This is a genomic window from Varibaculum prostatecancerukia (assembly GCF_943169825.2).
Taxonomy (GTDB): domain Bacteria; phylum Actinomycetota; class Actinomycetes; order Actinomycetales; family Actinomycetaceae; genus Varibaculum; species Varibaculum prostatecancerukia.
Window position 1 is genome coordinate 1,531,559 of the sequence record NZ_OW968402.1, and the last position, 15,984, is coordinate 1,547,542.

The 15,984-nt window shown below is 54.7% G+C and carries 17 protein-coding genes; 1 reads left to right on the plus strand and 16 read right to left on the minus strand.

What is annotated here, in order from left to right:
* Positions 1–5: 5 nt before the first annotated feature.
* The 8 genes from dxr to rpsB all read right to left on the minus strand — a co-directional run bounded on the left by dxr (position 6) and on the right by rpsB (position 7,317).
* Positions 6–1,223, minus strand: coding sequence for a 1-deoxy-D-xylulose-5-phosphate reductoisomerase (gene dxr / locus KO216_RS06680; RefSeq protein ID WP_215523468.1), 1,218 nt, complete (start codon positions 1,221–1,223; stop codon positions 6–8).
* 52 nt (positions 1,224–1,275) lie between these two features.
* The gene (locus tag KO216_RS06685; RefSeq protein ID WP_215523469.1) at positions 1,276–1,827 is read right to left on the minus strand and encodes a DivIVA domain-containing protein; all 552 of its coding nucleotides are present in this window, start codon (positions 1,825–1,827) and stop codon (positions 1,276–1,278) included.
* Complete coding sequence (rlmN, locus tag KO216_RS06690) at positions 1,824–3,029, minus strand: dual-specificity RNA methyltransferase RlmN (RefSeq protein ID WP_215524086.1); 1,206 nt, start codon at positions 3,027–3,029, stop codon at positions 1,824–1,826. The genes KO216_RS06685 and rlmN overlap by 4 nt, the downstream gene beginning before the upstream one ends.
* A 110-nt stretch (positions 3,030–3,139) precedes the next feature.
* Positions 3,140–3,985 carry a phosphatidate cytidylyltransferase gene (locus tag KO216_RS06695; RefSeq protein WP_215523470.1) on the minus strand — a complete coding sequence of 282 codons (846 nt, stop codon included), beginning with the start codon at positions 3,983–3,985 and terminating at the stop codon, positions 3,140–3,142.
* 45 nt (positions 3,986–4,030) lie between these two features.
* On the minus strand, positions 4,031–4,588 hold the full coding sequence (gene frr, locus KO216_RS06700) for a ribosome recycling factor (protein ID WP_215523471.1): 558 nt from the start codon (positions 4,586–4,588) through the stop codon (positions 4,031–4,033).
* Between the two features lie 4 nt (positions 4,589–4,592).
* Complete coding sequence (gene pyrH, locus KO216_RS06705; RefSeq protein ID WP_215524087.1) at positions 4,593–5,291, minus strand: UMP kinase; 699 nt, start codon at positions 5,289–5,291, stop codon at positions 4,593–4,595.
* Between the two features lie 219 nt (positions 5,292–5,510).
* Complete coding sequence (tsf, locus tag KO216_RS06710; RefSeq protein ID WP_215523472.1) at positions 5,511–6,347, minus strand: translation elongation factor Ts; 837 nt, start codon at positions 6,345–6,347, stop codon at positions 5,511–5,513.
* 34 nt (positions 6,348–6,381) lie between these two features.
* Entirely contained in the window at positions 6,382–7,317 is a 936-nt protein-coding gene (gene rpsB / locus KO216_RS06715) for a 30S ribosomal protein S2 (protein WP_215523473.1), read from the minus strand.
* Positions 7,318–7,841: 524 nt separating this feature from the next.
* On the opposite strand from rpsB, the gene KO216_RS06720 reads away from it, so the two are divergent.
* Positions 7,842–8,387 carry a M23 family metallopeptidase gene (locus KO216_RS06720; RefSeq protein WP_251451960.1) on the plus strand — a complete coding sequence of 182 codons (546 nt, stop codon included), beginning with the start codon at positions 7,842–7,844 and terminating at the stop codon, positions 8,385–8,387.
* Between the two features lie 47 nt (positions 8,388–8,434).
* On the opposite strand, the gene KO216_RS06725 is transcribed toward KO216_RS06720, so the two are convergent.
* From KO216_RS06725 to rnhB, 8 genes are all read right to left on the minus strand, one after another.
* Positions 8,435–9,346, minus strand: a complete 912-nt coding sequence (locus KO216_RS06725; protein WP_215523474.1) for a tyrosine recombinase XerC — start codon at positions 9,344–9,346, stop codon at positions 8,435–8,437.
* A 2-nt stretch (positions 9,347–9,348) separates the two neighbouring features.
* Positions 9,349–10,518 carry a DNA-processing protein DprA gene (dprA, locus tag KO216_RS06730; RefSeq protein ID WP_215523475.1) on the minus strand — a complete coding sequence of 390 codons (1,170 nt, stop codon included), beginning with the start codon at positions 10,516–10,518 and terminating at the stop codon, positions 9,349–9,351.
* An 8-nt stretch (positions 10,519–10,526) separates the two neighbouring features.
* On the minus strand, positions 10,527–12,077 hold the full coding sequence (locus KO216_RS06735; protein ID WP_215523476.1) for a YifB family Mg chelatase-like AAA ATPase: 1,551 nt from the start codon (positions 12,075–12,077) through the stop codon (positions 10,527–10,529).
* A 1-nt stretch (position 12,078) separates the two neighbouring features.
* On the minus strand, positions 12,079–12,447 hold the full coding sequence (locus KO216_RS06740; RefSeq protein ID WP_215523477.1) for a YraN family protein: 369 nt from the start codon (positions 12,445–12,447) through the stop codon (positions 12,079–12,081).
* Between the two features lie 146 nt (positions 12,448–12,593).
* Positions 12,594–14,159: an alkyl hydroperoxide reductase subunit F gene (gene ahpF, locus KO216_RS06745; protein ID WP_215523478.1), complete on the minus strand. Its 1,566-nt coding sequence runs from the start codon at positions 14,157–14,159 to the stop codon at positions 12,594–12,596.
* Between the two features lie 3 nt (positions 14,160–14,162).
* On the minus strand, positions 14,163–14,726 hold the full coding sequence (locus KO216_RS06750; RefSeq protein WP_215523479.1) for a redoxin domain-containing protein: 564 nt from the start codon (positions 14,724–14,726) through the stop codon (positions 14,163–14,165).
* A gap of 109 nt (positions 14,727–14,835) precedes the next feature.
* Positions 14,836–15,135 (minus strand): DUF2469 domain-containing protein, encoded by a 300-nt coding sequence (locus KO216_RS06755; RefSeq protein ID WP_162840155.1) that lies wholly within the window; start codon positions 15,133–15,135, stop codon positions 14,836–14,838.
* 3 nt (positions 15,136–15,138) lie between these two features.
* The gene (rnhB, locus tag KO216_RS06760; RefSeq protein ID WP_215523480.1) at positions 15,139–15,984 is read right to left on the minus strand and encodes a ribonuclease HII; all 846 of its coding nucleotides are present in this window, start codon (positions 15,982–15,984) and stop codon (positions 15,139–15,141) included.

Consider the following 15,984-nt stretch of genomic DNA (forward strand, 5'->3'; position numbering starts at 1 on the left):
GTACCCTACCTAGTGTTTATGACAATTTCCTGAGCCTTGGCTTTCGCCCAGGTTTGCGCTTCCATAATCTGCCCTAAATCCGGATTATCAATACCGATATGTTCAGATAATACTTCCGCTAAAGAATCCACTATTTGCAGGTAGGGCAGGTTTCCCGCCAGGAAGGCATCCACAAAAACTTCATTCGCGGCGTTATAGACCGCCGGGTGCGAGGCCGAGGCCGCCACTGCAGCTCGGGCCAGTTTTATTGCCGGGAAAGTTTCGTGATCTACCGGCTCGAACTGCCACTGCTGGGCGCTAGTGAAATCCAGAGGGGTAACCGTTTTTTCTAGGCGGGTCGGCCAATCTAGTCCCAAGGCAATCGGAAGACGCATATCGGGTGGGGAGGCCTGCAAAATCGTGGCCCCATCGCGCCAAGTAACCCCGGAGTGAATAATCGACTGCGGGTGAATCACCGGCACAATATTTTCGGGATCAACATCGAACAGCAAATGCGCCTCTATCAGCTCTAACCCTTTGTTCACCAGGGTTGAAGAATTGATAGTGACCACCGGCCCCATCGACCAGGTGGGGTGATTAAGCGCTTGCTGCGCGCTGACCTCCGCTAAGTCCGCGCGCTTCTTGCCCCTAAACGGCCCTCCGGAGGCAGTGAGAATAATCTGGCTAACTTCACTGCCCCCATCCTGGTTTACGCTGGTGAGCCCCTTATGGTGCACACCCGAAGCTAAAGCCTGGGCAATCGCCGAATGCTCTGAATCAACCGGCACAATCTGTCCAGGGCGCTGGCAGGCTGCTTTTACTAGGGCGCCGCCTACAATCAAAGATTCCTTATTCGCCAGTGCCAGGGTGGCTCCGCTTTCTAAGGCCGCCAAAGTGGGAGCTAAGCCCACCCCGCCGGTAATCCCGTTGAGCACTACCGCTTCGGGGTCAGCTCGCCCAGCCAGAAGCGCACTAGCATCTTCCCCGGTCAAAACCTCGGGTTGATATTTTTCGCTACTGCCGGCCAGTTCCGCAGCTAGCGCGCTAGCGAACTCTTCGCCCTTATCTAAAGAAATCGCCACCATCTCGGGGCGGAAACGCGCGGCTTGGCGCGCCAGTAAAGCTAGGTTAGATCCCCCGGCACTGAGGGCGCGGACACAAAAACACCCCGGATTTTGGGTAATAACCTCTAGGGCTTGGGTGCCGATAGATCCGGTGGATCCCAGAATGAAAACGTCGCGCACTGCCTCCCCAATCACCGGTATTATTTTGGCGGCATTTCCCGCCCACCAGCGGCTATTCTACCGCCAGCAGTACCTCTATTGCCCGCGAGAGATAGGCATCGACCACGCCCTCTTTATAGGCTTTTTCATTCTTGGCGGTTTTGAAAGTGGCACTGCGAATCTGGGCAGAAGTCATTCCCTCATCAGAGTCAAAATACTGTGCCAGCCGGTCAAGAAGCTCATCCACCTGGGCGGCGTCATAACCTTTGCCATCCGGATGGGCGAAACGTTTACCCCGAGGACGCAGCATCCGCGGATAAAGAGTGGTTGCCCGCTGGGCAACCCGCTCCATCCAGGCCTGAGAACCATTAACCGCCACGTTATCGGCGCGGTCACGGCGCACGAACGCCGCCTCTAGCCGGTCCATTGCCTGATCGATGGCGCTAGTTTGATAACCGCGACGCACCAGGTCAAAATGGGCACCCCGCACCTGGGCAGCCGAGAATTTTTCAGCAGGCACCCCGCCCTCATAGGCTTTACGCGCCTTAGTGAAAAACTCGTCTACCTGGGAGGGATCGTATCCCCGCGTAAAATAACCGGCTCGCGGAAAGCTGTTCTCACTCATTTGCCAGCCCTCTCCTTCCGAGATTTGGTCGCCAATTGGCCACACGCTCCGTCAATGTCCTGTCCGCGAGTATCGCGGATAGTGGTAGTTATACCTTTACTCTCCAGGGTATCCACAAATTCTGCTTGAGCGTGGGATTCACTCGCCGTCCAGATAGATCCGGGAGTGGGATTTAAGGGAATCGGGTTCACATGCGCCCATCCGTGCCCGCGGGCATTCAACAAATCCGCCAGCAGCCCCGCCCTCCAGGCTTGGTCATTCATATTCTTAATCAGGGCGTATTCGATGGAAACTCGCCTGCCGGTAGCTTGAAAATACTGGTAGGCGGCATCTAAAAGTTCACTAACCTTGAATCGAGAATTCACCGGAATCAGCTGGTCACGCAGTTCATCATCAGGGGCGTGCAGTGAAATCGCCAAGGTGAGCGGGATTTTTTCTGCCGTCAGTTTCTTAATCCCCGGCACCAGCCCGACGGTTGAAACCGTGATTCCCCGCGCCGACATCCCGAAACCTTCCGGCGGGTCAGCAATCAGGCGCCGCACCGCCCCCATCACCGCGCGATAGTTCACCATCGGCTCCCCCATCCCCATAAACACCACATTGGATAGGTGACAGGGATCCCCGCCAAGTTCGCCCTCTTCGCAGGCTTTACGCGCCAAGCGCACCTGTTCCACAATTTCGGCGGTAGACAGATTGCGGGTCAGCCCCATTTGCCCAGTAGCGCAAAACGGACAGGCCATTCCGCATCCCACTTCGCAAGAAATACACAGGGTAGCGCGGGAGGGATAACGCATCAGCACCGACTCTACTTCCGCACCATCAAATAGTCGCCACAGGTATTTTCGGGTCATTCCCTGATCCCCCCTGCGCACCACTACTTGCTCAACTAGGGGTGGAAAAGCCAGATCCGTGAGCTTTTCGCGCCCCTGAGCGGGCAGATCCGACATTTGCTGCGGATCAATATTCAGCCGACTGAAATAGTGGCGGGATAATTGATCAGCGCGAAACGCCGGAAAACCGGCTTCTTTTAGCAGTTGCTTGCGTCCCGCCAAATCAAAATCAGCCAGATGTACCTGCGGTTTTACTCGCCTGGTTGCTTGAAAACGCAGCACCGGACGGGCATCTGGGCTACTGGCACCCTCGGGTACTTGATCGGTGGGCATTACTTGAGCGGGATCGCGGCTAGGGCGAGCCCTGCGCATCAAGTCTTTATCGTTGGCAGCACTATTGGGGAGGACGCGTCCCTTCCCCCTGCTTTTAGCGGCGCTTTTCCCTTTTCCGGAGGCTTTTTCTTTCGCCATTGCTGCCGCCCTTAAAAGATAAATAGGGAGACTACGAAGAACAGCGGCACCGTGATTAGCAGCGAGTCCAGGCGATCCATTACCCCGCCGTGACCGGGCAGCAAATGCCCCATATCTTTAAGCTGCAAATCCCGCTTAATCAAGGATTCTCCCAGGTCGCCGCAGGTGGCAATCACCGGGGTAAGTACCCCAAGTACCGGGATTGCCCACAACGGAGTGCCCGTCACCCAGACGGCAATAGCAGCGGCCACCGTACACATCACCACCGAGCCGGCAAAGCCTTCCCAGCTTTTCGAGGGGGAAACTGCCGGAGCCATCGGGTGCTTACCTTTAAGCGCCCCCGCCGCATAGCCGCCAATGTCATTACAGATAGTGACCACAATCCAAAGGATAATCGGCGCTGGATGATGCGGGTTATGCAGCATAATCACTACAAAAGAGGCCAGGAACGGCAAATAGATAGCCACAAAGCAGGTAGCTAAGAGGTCGCGGGTAGCAAACTTAGAAGGTCCCACGCTTAGGCGCCAAATCGCGCAAGCGATTAACGTCGCCAGCAGCGCCGCCCACAGCCCCTCCGGGCCTAGCAGATAGGCACAAAGCAGCATCCCAATAGTGCCTACCCAAAGGGGAGGCAGGCACAGTTTTATCCGGATACGCGCAAGGGCTCTGGACATCTCGGCTTCGGCCATAATCGCCACTACCATAGCAAAAACCAGGAATAAAACCGTGGGTGCCAGCAGTAGCGCCAGTGCCAAGGCTCCCAGGCCTATCCCCACCCCAATCGAGGCTGGCAGGTTACGACCCGCCCGTGATTTTTTAGCTTTCTTGGGCGGGTTCTTAGCAGGCTCTGGGTTCATTACAGACGCAGATCCCTCGCTTAAGGCGTGGGGGCTGGGATTCAACTACATCTCCATCAATTCTTTTTCTTTGGCATCTAGCAGGGTATCCATGGTATCAACCTGCTTCTTGGTCAAAGCCTCGATTTCCTTTTCCGCGCGGGCCACTTCGTCCTCGCCGGCATCGCCATCTTTTTTCAACTTCCCAAGCTGATCCATGGCTTTGCGGCGGATACCACGAATCGTGACCCGGCCTTCCTCGGCCTTTTGCCCCGCGAGTTTTACATAGTCGCGGCGGCGTTCCTCGGTCAGCTCCGGAAGAGTTACCCGAATATGGTTACCTTCGTCAGTCGGGTTAACCCCCAGGTCGCTGTCACGAACTGCCTTGATAACGTCGCTGGTTGAAGATTTGTCATAGGGGGAAATCAGCACGGTACGCGGTTCGGGAATATTGATGGTGGCCAGCTGCTGCAAAGGCGTAGGCGCCCCGTAGTACTCCACCAAAATCGGGTTAAACATGGCGGCGTTGGCCCGCCCGGTGCGAATCGCAGTGAACTCTTCCCGGGAAAACTCGATGGCTTTTTCCATCTTGTCTTCGGCCTCGAGCAGAATATCGTCAATCACTTGGCTACTCCTTTTCAGCAGAAACTAATGTACCGATTGTCTCACCTAGCAGGGCGGAAGTAACGTTGCCAGGCTCAGACATTCCAAAAACGCGGGTATTGAGACCATTATCCATACAAAGACTAAAGGCAGTGGCGTCCATAACCTTCAGTTCTTTTTGGAGAGCCTCCTGATAGGTGAGGTGGTCAAACTTGGTGGCATTAGGGTCACGCTTGGGATCTGCGCTATAGACCCCGTCAACCCCGTTTTTACCTACTAATAGCTCTTGGCAATGGGTTTCGAGGGCGCGCTGGGCGCTAACAGTGTCGGTAGAAAAGAACGGAAGACCGGACCCGGCACCGAAAATCACTACCCGCCCCTTTTCCATATGACGCACCGCTTTCAAGGGAATATAGGGTTCGGCAATCTGTCCCATGGTGATGGCAGTTTGTACCCGGGTGGTTACTCCTGCCTGCTCTAGCAGATCTTGTAGAGCCAGGGAGTTCATCACGGTTCCTAGCATTCCCATATAGTCTGCCCGCGCCCGGTCTAGGCCGCGCTGGGAAAGTTCGGCGCCACGGAAAAAGTTTCCCCCGCCGACTACCACTGCTACTTGAACTCCTTGTTCAACTGCGGCTCCGATCTGTTGAGCTACCGAATTGATAACGTCCAGATCCATGCCGACGTGTCCGCCCCCAAAAACCTCTCCGGACACTTTCAGCATCACTCTGCGTTGTTTATTTGCGACTTCTTGGTTCACCCTTGTCCCCTTAAAATATCGTTACTGGCCGGTAGGCAACCTGTTACTACCTTAACCCGAGATTACTGCCTGGGGAGCTCCCCCAAATGCTTCTTACTTATTTATCCCGGCAAACCCGGGTTTTTGACTTGCGAACATAAAAGTGTGGCCTCAGGATTTTCCTGAGGCCACATCTTTATTTGCTTAAGAACCTACGTGGAAACGGGCAAAAGCAGTAACTTTACCGCCGGCCGCTTTCACGATCTGTCCTACCGACTTCTTGGGATCTTTCGCAAAATCCTGATCCAGTAGGCAGTTGTCCTTGTAGAAGGAACCCATCCGGCCCTCCACAATCTTGTCTACGATCTTTTCGGGCTTACCCTCTTTAATCGTCATTTCGCGCAGAGTTTCGCGTTCCTTATCCAGTTCAGACTGGGGAACTTCCTCGCGGTCAATGAAACGGGGGCTGTAAGCAGCAATGTGCAGCGCGATATCGTGGGCAACTTCAGCGCCCGCCTTATCGGTGGCCACCAGCACCCCGACCTGCGCGGGCAGATCCGCGGAGGAGTAGTGCAAGTAGCTGGTCACGGCCTCGCCCTCAATCCGGGTAACCTGTCCCAAAACAATGTTCTCGGAGAAGAGGGCGCCGATTTCCTCGACCTTGTCTTTCACGGTGCCTTCGCCGCATTTAGCCTCTAGCAGCTGTTCGCGAGTGCTTACTCCGCTGTCTACCAGTGCCTGCATGATTTCCTCGGCGGCCTCCACGAACTTGGGGGACTTGCCCACAAAGTCAGTTTCGGAGTTCAGCTCTAGCATTACCCCAGCCTGTCCGTCCGCGGTATCCAGCACTTTCGCCGTTACCAGGCCATTTGCGGTAGAACGATCTTCCCGCTTAGCTAGGGATTTCTTACCCGCCAAACGAATCGCCTTTACAGCTTCGTCCTTGTCGCCGTTTGCCTCTTCCAGTGCTTTCTTTACTTCCATCAGACCCGCGCCAGTCAGTTCGCGCAGTTCCTTAATGTCTTGCATCGAAATAGCCATAAGTATGTTCCTCTCGTTAACGATCCTCAGCGGATTATTCAGACTTTTCTGCTTCAGCCGGGGCTTTTTCCTCTTCCGCGGGGGCGGCAGGGGCTTCTTCTTTCGCGTCCTCTGCCTTTTCGGCTTTCTTGTCGCCGGCTTCTTCGCTAGCTTCGTCCTTTGCGGCGCCTTCTAGCAGTTCCCGTTCCCAATCGGCTAAGGGTTCTTCGCTGGCGGGAGCGGCCGCTTCGCCTTCCGCAGCGGCTTCTTCGCTAGCTTCTTTCTTAGCTGCCGCCTTTTGCGAGCGAGCAATCAAGCCATCTGCGCAGGCATCGGCAATAATCCGGGTAAGCAGGGCTACCGAACGGATAGCGTCATCGTTACCGGGAATCCCGAACTCGATCTCGTCCGGATCACAGTTGGTATCCAAAATCGCTACAACCGGGATATTCAGTTTGTTGGCTTCTGCCACTGCCAGATGCTCTTTATTGGTGTCGACTACCCAGATAGCGGAGGGGATGCGTGCCATATCGCGAATACCACCCAGGGTGCGGGTGAGTTTATCTTTTTCGCGGCTCATCATCAGCAGTTCTTTCTTGGTACGTCCAGAACCGGAAACATCATCAAAGTCGATTTGTTCTAGTTCCCGCAGACGCTGCAAGCGCTTGTGTACGGTGCCGAAGTTGGTGAGCATGCCGCCCAGCCAGCGCTGATTAACGTAGGGCATCCCTACCCGCTCCGCCTGTTCGGCAATGGAGTCTTGCGCCTGTTTCTTGGTGCCGACAAACAGGATGTTTCCCCCGCGCAGCACGGTTTGCTGCACGAAATCATAGGCACGATTGATGCCATCCAGGGTCTGCGCCAAATCGATTACATAAATGCCGTTGCGATCAGTCAAGATGAAGGGCTTCATCTTGGGGTTCCAACGCCGGGTTTGATGTCCAAAATGAACGCCGCTCTTCAGCAGCTCAGACATGGTTACTACCGCCATGACTTCCTTTCAGTGCGCTAGGGCGCACGTGTTTTGGGGCTATTGCCCCGGTTTACGGTTTCCATTCGGTTCCTGGCACGACGTCCACTGACACCCATTTTTACTGGTAAAGACCGCTTTCGGGGGTATCCCCTAGAGCTTGCCGCCACCAAAAAATAGGACCGAAGCCAGCGTGACCCAGCAAGGCTGGTAGTCGTACGCGAAGTCACCTGGGAATCCAGGTGCTAAGAGCTATCTTAGCGGCCTTGAGGAACTACCCCAAGCTGAAAGTGGCACTGAGCACTGTTAATCTGCTGACAGTTTTCAAAAGAAAATACTGGTTATTCAGTTTGCGAAGTTTGTTTTGGTTGTTCCAGTTGTTCCTGCGGCTTCTTCTGCGGCTGGCGCCTGGTTACCTATCTGACTTTCGCCGGTTGCCTACCTGGTTTTTCTCCGTTTGTCCTCCGGGGTATATAAGGGCGCGTCATCCTGGTCTGTTTATTTACTAAATTTTTGCGGAGGCTGCGGGCGGGCAAGCTGAGGGAGTGAAGAAGAATCTCTACTCCTTCGGGGCGCTACTAGCGGCTTTGGTCGCGACCTTACTCTTGGCTTTTTCCTCGGCTCCCCCGGCTCTTGCCAGCACGGGAGGTCAAGGATTTGGGCAAACGGTGAATCTGGCGCAGCTTGCGGGAGAGATCGGATATTACCAGTGGCCAAGTCGCCACCGCGTCGAGATTCTACGAGCTTTTGACCCCCCAAGCTCCCCTTGGGGTAGCGGACACCGGGGAGTTGATTTAGCAATGCCGGCAGGCTGTGAGGTTTTTAGTGCGCGCGCGGGAACTGTTTTCTTTGTCGGCACTATCGCCGGTAAGCCCAGTATTTCGATCAAGCATACGGAGCTGATTCGCACTACCTACACCCCGGTGAAAAGTGACTTAGAGGTAGGAACGTCAGTTACAGCCGGTCAAAAGATTGGAACCTTGGAGGCGGGACACCCGGGGCTACATTTTGGGGCAAAAATCGATGATTACCACTACCTGAATCCTCTATTGCTGATTCTGGGACCGATTCGCCTACTCCCCGACTCTTAAACCGGCTTTTGGCGGTCGCTAACAGGGGAATGCGACGTGAAAAAATTTTAGGCGCGGGGGAAAGCCTGCTGGTAGGCACCGATTAGACGATGGGCATCCACATGGGTGTAGCGCTGGGTAGTTGACAGCGCGGAATGTCCTAACATTTCCTGGATTACCCGCAGATCTGCCCCGCCCTCCAACATATGGGAGGCCATCGAGTGCCGCAGACCGTGCGGCCCTAAATCGGGTACTCCCGCCAGGGCACAGGCGCGGTGCAGGCGTCCGCGTACGATCCTTTCCGAAATTACCCCGCCTTGGGCTCCTAAGAATAGGGCGTCAGTAGGCGGCAACTTTTGCAGCTCTCCCCGCGCCCTCTGCAAGTAGAAGCGCAAAGCTTTTCCGGCCTGGGGACTAAAGGGAACTATTCGTTCTTTTGATCCTTTGCCCCACAGCCGCACCGTGCGCGAGTTGAAATCAATATCTTCCGGTACTAGGGCACAAATCTCGCCCACCCGCGCCCCGGTGGCGTAAATCAACTCGAAGATCGCCCAATCTCGCGCCATCACCGCGCTAGTATCTGCCTGACTTTCGCACCAAGCAAGCAGCTTTTTAGCTTGCGAAACCGATAACATATGCGGCAGATTTTTCGCGGTTTTCGGGGTGCGAAGTTGCTTCGCAAAATCTGTTTCCAGCACTTGGTTTTGTTTTGCCCATTTTGAAAAAGCACGCAGCGCCGCGATTTTACGGGCAATAGTGGTAGCCGATTGTCCCTGGGAGCGCAGCTGCGCCAACCAATTACGCGCTGCCGGCAAAGTGCAGGCCGGTAAAATCGATTCTTCTTCGGTAATCTCGCAATGATCCAGCCAGCCACGCAAATCCGCTAGATACGCCTTAATGGAGGCTGGAGAGAATGATTTCGCATACTGCAGATAGCGGCGATAATCTTCTAAGGCTTCGCCTCGCTTCACCGCTCGCATCCCTAGACTCCCGCCTTTTTCCATTTGCCATCAAGTTGGATTACCCGGCCATCCATTTCCAGGTTACCCATAATGGACAGCACTTCTTCGATGGCTGCCCCGCTGGCGCGCGCAATTGCCGAGGCATTTGCCGGACTCCGCAACGGAGTAGCATCCAGGATTCGGGCGCTTAGCGGATCCAGGCCGTCCAAGTACCCTGTCTGCACCCGCATCGGATGGGCAGTTACCGTCCCCAGGGGCGCAATCATTTCTTGCACGTCCTCGGCACTGCTAATCAAAGTGGCGCCATCTCGAATTAACTGGTTGGAACCCGCCCATTCGGGTTGGTTAATCGGGCCGGGAACTGCCCCCACTTGCCGCCCTAGTTCCATGCCGTGCCGGGCAGTATTGAGCGCTCCAGAGCGAAAACCCGCCTGGATGACGACAGTTGCGGCCGATAACGCCGCGATTAGGCGATTGCGATCTAAGAATCGCCAGCGTGTGGGGCGCGATCCGGGCGGATATTGACTAAGCAACAAGCCGCTGCCAGAAATCTGTTTAAACATCTGCGAGTTCATAGCCGGATAAGGACGATCCAGACCTCCTGCCAGCAGACTAATCGTAGGGATTTTTGCCCGCAGACAAGCCTGGTGAACCAGGCAATCCACCCCATAAGCACCCCCGGAAACCAGGGTCATCCCCTCCCCGGCACAGCGCCAGGCAAGTTCGGTGGCAATATCGTGTCCCAGGTTGGAAACGGCACGCGCCCCTACCATCGCCACCGTTTTTTCACTCTCCTGATTTAGCAGGGAAGTATCCCCGATTGCCCACAGTGCCCAGGGTGCGTTAGCGACATTTGCAAACGCGGCTGGCCAATCTGGATCGCGCCGAGTAACTAACTTAAAACGCCCTCGGGAGAGCATCTTTTCTAAGGCCGGTAAATCTAGGGATTCTAGACGCCCCCGCCACCTAGAAAAACTTTTATCCCACTTATCTCCGCCGCTGCGTCGAACTAGCTCTACCGGCAGATATCGGTGCCAACGCTGCGGATCATCACTGGCGGCGCGGCGTGCAATTTTTAAAGCGGCAACCGGTCCGAGTTCACTAAGCAGTAAATCTGCCGCCAAATCTTCGGCCTCAGTTAGCATTGACCAACTGGCACAGGCCAATCGGTACTGATGATTATCTTCCATACTTCCTCCTAAGAGCTGTGCGAAGTTCGCAGCGAATAGGCCAGACCAAAATCTTCGCTGGTGGGTTTATCTCTGCCTTTAAGATCAGCGACCGTCCAGGCCACCCGACAAATACGATCAGCGCCCCGCATCGAAATTCTTCCCGAACCCACCAGGTGATCCAGGCGGTCTTTAGTGGCGGAATCTAAACGCTGCCTCAAAATACGGCTGGGGATGCGAGCATTTAGGGTAACTCCCTGCTCTTTCCAGCGATAACGCGCACGTTCTCGAGCAGATAACACCCGCTCGCGCACGGTTTTACTGGTCTCGGGTACTTCGTCAGTGGTTAAATCGGTAATTTTTGGTCGCCCTACCCGGCATTGCAGATCGATGCGATCCATCAGCGGCCCCGATAGCCGCGCCAAATACCGTACCCGCTGGTAAGGAGTACATTTGCATTCCCCTCCCAACTGTCCCCACATCCCACAAGGACACGGATTAGCCGCAATCACCAGCTGAAACGCGGCCGGGAAACTGGTGACTGCCCGCGAGCGATGCACGGTTATTTTTGAAGTTTCTAAAGGTTGTCTTAAAGCATCTAGGCTGCGGGTTTGAAACTCAGGGGCTTCATCTAGGAAAAGCACGCCCCGGTGAGCTAAGGAGATCGCGCCCGGGGTAGCAATCCCGCTGCCTCCCCCGATCAAAGCCGGCAGCGTCGCAGAATGGTGCGGGGCAATAAAGGGCGGGCAGCGCATCAGGCCATTGGCAGGCATAAAAGTTCCCGCCAGGGAGTGAATCGAGGTTACTTCCAGGGCTTCTTCGTCATTTAACGGAGGTAAAATACCCGGTAAACAACGCGCCAGCATGGTTTTCCCAGATCCGGGAACCCCGATAAAACTCAGGTGGTGTCCCCCGGCGGCAGCTATCTCCAAGGCTTTGCGCGCCAGGAACGCTCCTCGCACCTCCTGCAAATCCGGGGGATCATCGATCGCTGAGGCCGGGGATACTTGCGGGGATGCAGGTTTATCTAGGGTTTTAAGCTGCGCTACCCGCTCTTTCATCTTTCGCATCCCTAAATAAAACAGCGCTTCTACCAGGTGCGATACTCCAATGATTTCTATTCCCTCGATTAGGGAGGCTTCGGCAACCGCTTCGGAGGCCACCATCACTTTCTTAAAGCCGGCACGTCGCGCCGCCAAAACCTGTGGCAAGATTCCTTTTACCCGATAGACTCGGCCATCCAAGCCCAGTTCCCCACAAAACACCATCCCCTCTGCCCGTTTTTGCACCCCCGCATAGCGGGAGGCCACCACTGCTAGCGCGATCGGTAAATCAAAACCGGAGCCAGTCTTAGGCAGTTCCGCCGGGGAAAGATTAACCGTCAGCCGGGTAGGTTCCCACCGCAGCCCGGTAGAGGCGATCGCGGCCTCCACCCGAGCCCGAGATTCCCGCAGTGAAGCATCTGGCAGTCCTACCAGTGCAAATGCTGGTAATCCTTGAGTGTGATGGGCTTCTACTTTGATTAGGTGACCGTTTAAACCCACCATTCCTAGCGCGAAACAAGTTCCGATTTGCGCCATTTTAAATCCCCCGACAGTGGGTAATTACCGGAACTTTTCCACCGGAGACATCAATGGCAATCAGATCAATCCGTGCCCCGTACCCTTTCCCAATATCTGGGTGTCGAGATAGCCATACGCTGACCAGCTGGCGCAGGCGGCCATATTTTTCGCGCCCTATCCCCCGCTTAGCGCCCCCATATTGCTGAGTGGTACGGGTTTTTACCTCGGCAAATACTAGACGCGCCGAACGCGGATCTCGGCAGATAATATCGATTTCCCCGAATCGACACCGCCAATTGCGGTCGATTATCTGGTATCCGCACTCTTTAAGCATCCGGGCTGCCAGATTCTCTCCCGCCGCCCCGATTTCTCGGTTCTTGGTTGCCATGCTTTAAGACTTACCTTGCAGGCAGGCAAACTAAATTTTTTATTTTGCGGACCAGGAAAACCCCGGATTATCTCCCCTTGGGGACAACCTCCCCCAAGGTACAGAAAACTCGGGCACGAGCACTCGCGCCCTAAAAAATAAAACCGTTAGAACAGCTGTTCACCGTGCTGCGGACAGCGAATCAGGTAGTTAAAAGCCCCTAGGGCAGCGTTAGCGCCGGCACCCAGGGCAATCACAATCTGTTTATGCGGAGTGTTGGTGCAATCCCCGGCGGCAAAAATTCCCGGCACCGAAGTGGCACCCTGGTTATTTACCTTGATATATCCGTCTTCTAACTGCATAGTTTCCGGTAACCAGTCAGTGTTGGGAATCGAGCCGATCTGCACGAAGATCCCGTCCAAATCTAAAGTTTGCTTCTGGTCACTGGCGTCAGCGTACTCCAGACCGGTAACCCGATGGCCGTCCCCCAGCACCCTAGTGGCCTTGGCAGAACTGATTACCTTGGTATTAGGTAGCGTTTCCAAGCGATTGACCAGCACCTTATCGGCCTGCAACTGATCTGCCAGGTCAATCAAGGTAACTTCGCGAGCCAAAGCCGCCAGGTCAATTGCGGCCTCGACCGCTGAGTTGCCGCCACCCATGACTGCTACCCGGCGATCGGCAAACAACGGACCGTCGCAGTGAGGACAGAAAGTGACCCCCCGGTTCAGGTACTGTTCTTCGCCAGGAATATCCAGACGCCTAAAACTGGTACCGCTACAAATCACCACGGTACGCGCGCGCAGACAAGCCCCGCCCTCGGTAGTAAGCGGAATCATTCCGTCCTTATCGCGTTCCCCAATGGACTCAACTTGGATCCCGCCAATCTGTTCAACCGCGTAATCACGCAGGTTAGCTTTAAAAGTGGCGACCAAATCCTCGGGTTGTACCCGTTCAAGGGTAATTAGATTCTCGATCTGACCACTCTCTAGGATTTGTCCCCCGATGCGGTCTGCCACCAACCCGACTCGTAATTGTTTACGCGCCGCATATACTGCTGCGGCGGTGGCGGCGGGGCCGCCCCCGATTACCAGCACGTCGAAGGGTTCCAGGGCGTTGAGGCGTTTTGCCCGCAGACCGGTCATTCCCCGCCCAATCTTGGAAACGATCTGTTCTAAAGTTGCCCTGCCCTGCAGGAATAGTTCTCCATCCTTCATCACCGTGGGTACGGATTGCAGATGCAGATGCTCGAACTCTTCCCAGAAAGTTCCCCCATCCACCGTGGTGTGTTTGATTAAGGGGTTGAGAACTGAAATCGCGTTCAGGGCTTGCACCACGTCCGGGCAGTTCATGCAAGAAAGCGAAACATAACTGGTGAACTCGGCGGGTTCATCGATTTCTTTAATCGCGGCGATAATATCAGCATCAGCCTTCACTGGATGCCCACCCACCTGCAATAACGCTAATACAAAGCTGTTGAATTCGGTTCCGGTCGGCACCCCCGCGAAACGTACACTAATATCGGTTCCCACCCGCCGAATCGCAAAAGAAGGTTTACGCTTATTTTCTTCCCATTTTACCTGGATATTGTCAGATAATCCCGCTATCTGATGCAGGATTTCGGAGGTCTGCTTGGACTGTTCGGAATAATCCAGGGAAGTCGCAAACTCTACCGGGTATTTAACTAATCCAATAACTTGTTTTACCTGGTCAAGTATTTTCTCTTCTAGCATTGCTTATAGCTTTCCAGACAGATCAAACGTAGGAGTAATGGTGCTCTCCCCCAAATCCCAGTTCGCGGGGCACACCTCGTCAGGGTGATCGTAAATATATTGGGCCGCCCGTACTTTCCGCAGCAGTTCCCCGGCGCTGCGTCCTACCGCATCCGAAGTGGTTTCTACATATTGAATAATCCCGCTGGGGTCAATCAGGAAGGTACAGCGATAGGCGCACCCGGATTCTTCATCCAAGGCTCCAAACGCTCGCGAAATCTTGCCGGTAGGGTCGGCCACCATGGGGAAAGAAATTTTTTGAATCCGTTTCGAGGTTTTATGCCAAGCCTTATGGGAATGATGTTTATCGGTAGAAACCGAATAAACCTCTACCCCCATCCGCTGCAGCTGAGCGTAGTTGTCTGCCAAATCCTCTAGTTCGGTGGGGCAAACATAGGAAAAATCCGCCGGATAGAAGAACATTATTGCCCATTTATCGCGGTAATCCTCGCTGGAAACATCGACAAAGGAGTCATTATGGAAAGCTATCCCGGACCAGTCCGGCGCTACAGTATTAATCTTGGACACTGTCAGCCTTTCTGCATATATACCATCGTAAAAACGCCTAACACTTTCCTTCTATGGTAACAGCCGCCCGCCGCCCCGGTTAGCTAAATGCGCTATCCGGGCAGGTATTTTAAATAGTTATTTCCGATTCGGGCAGCTTCTCCACGTTAATATCTTTGAAAGAGTAAACCTTTACCCGATTAACGAAGCGGGAAGGCCGATAAATATCCCATACCCAGGCATCTTGTAGGGTTACTTCAAAGAAAACATCCCCGCCATTATTGTGCATTTGCACGTCAACCTGATTGGCGAGGTAGAAGCGGCGATCAGTTTCCACCACGTATTTGAAGATAGACACCACATCTCGGTATTCGCGAAACAAGGCGAGTTCCTGATGGTTCTCATAGGCTTCTAAATCTTCAATACCCAATTTTCATCCCCTTAGACTGCTAAAAACTTTGGGAACTTGCGTTGCGCTGGTGCGGCGAGCGCGCCAGGCTCGGCTAAATTCCGCTGCCGGCACTCCCTGCAAATGCCAGCTGAGGCGGTGCAATGAATCCAGCCCTAACTGCCTAATTGCCTGGGTGTGCTGCGCGGACGCATATCCCTTATTTGCTGCCCAGCCATACCCCGGATCGGGCAAGCCGCTCATAAGTCTATCCCGAGTAACCTTGGCCAGCACGGAGGCAGCGGCGATAACTACCGATTTCCCATCTCCTTTGACCAAAGTGGTAACTCCGCGGGAAATTTCTTTTTCTGAGGACGCAGTCGACACCGCTGCCGGCGAGGGCGGCTCGCAGGAGGCAAATAAATCTGCAGGTGCCGTTAGATAGTCGAAACTGCCGTCAAGTAGCAGTAAACGCGGAGAAAAACCAGTTCTTTCTATAGCTTCCAAGGCGCGGAATGCCGCTAAGCGCAAGGCCGGGGTTAATCCCTCGCGGTCGATTTCTTCGGGGCTGGCGGTTCCTACCGCCCAGGCAGCCGGCCATGCCGCTAACTCGTCGAACATGGCTTCGCGCCGCTTGGCGGTTAGCTGTTTCGAATCGGTTAAACCGGCAGGGGGCGCCCCTTCGCTTCCATCTATGACCGCTACCCCCACTGCCAAGGGACCGGCGATTGCCCCGCGACCTACTTCGTCAATGCCGGCTACGCAAGTTAGTTTAGACGCCGAAGTGCCGCTCTTACCTGCAGAAATAGCGGTGTAATCCGGGGAGGTAAATAGTTTTTCCGCGCGCGATAGTAAGGAAAGTTCCAGGTCTCGACTTGGGATGGTTGTCAT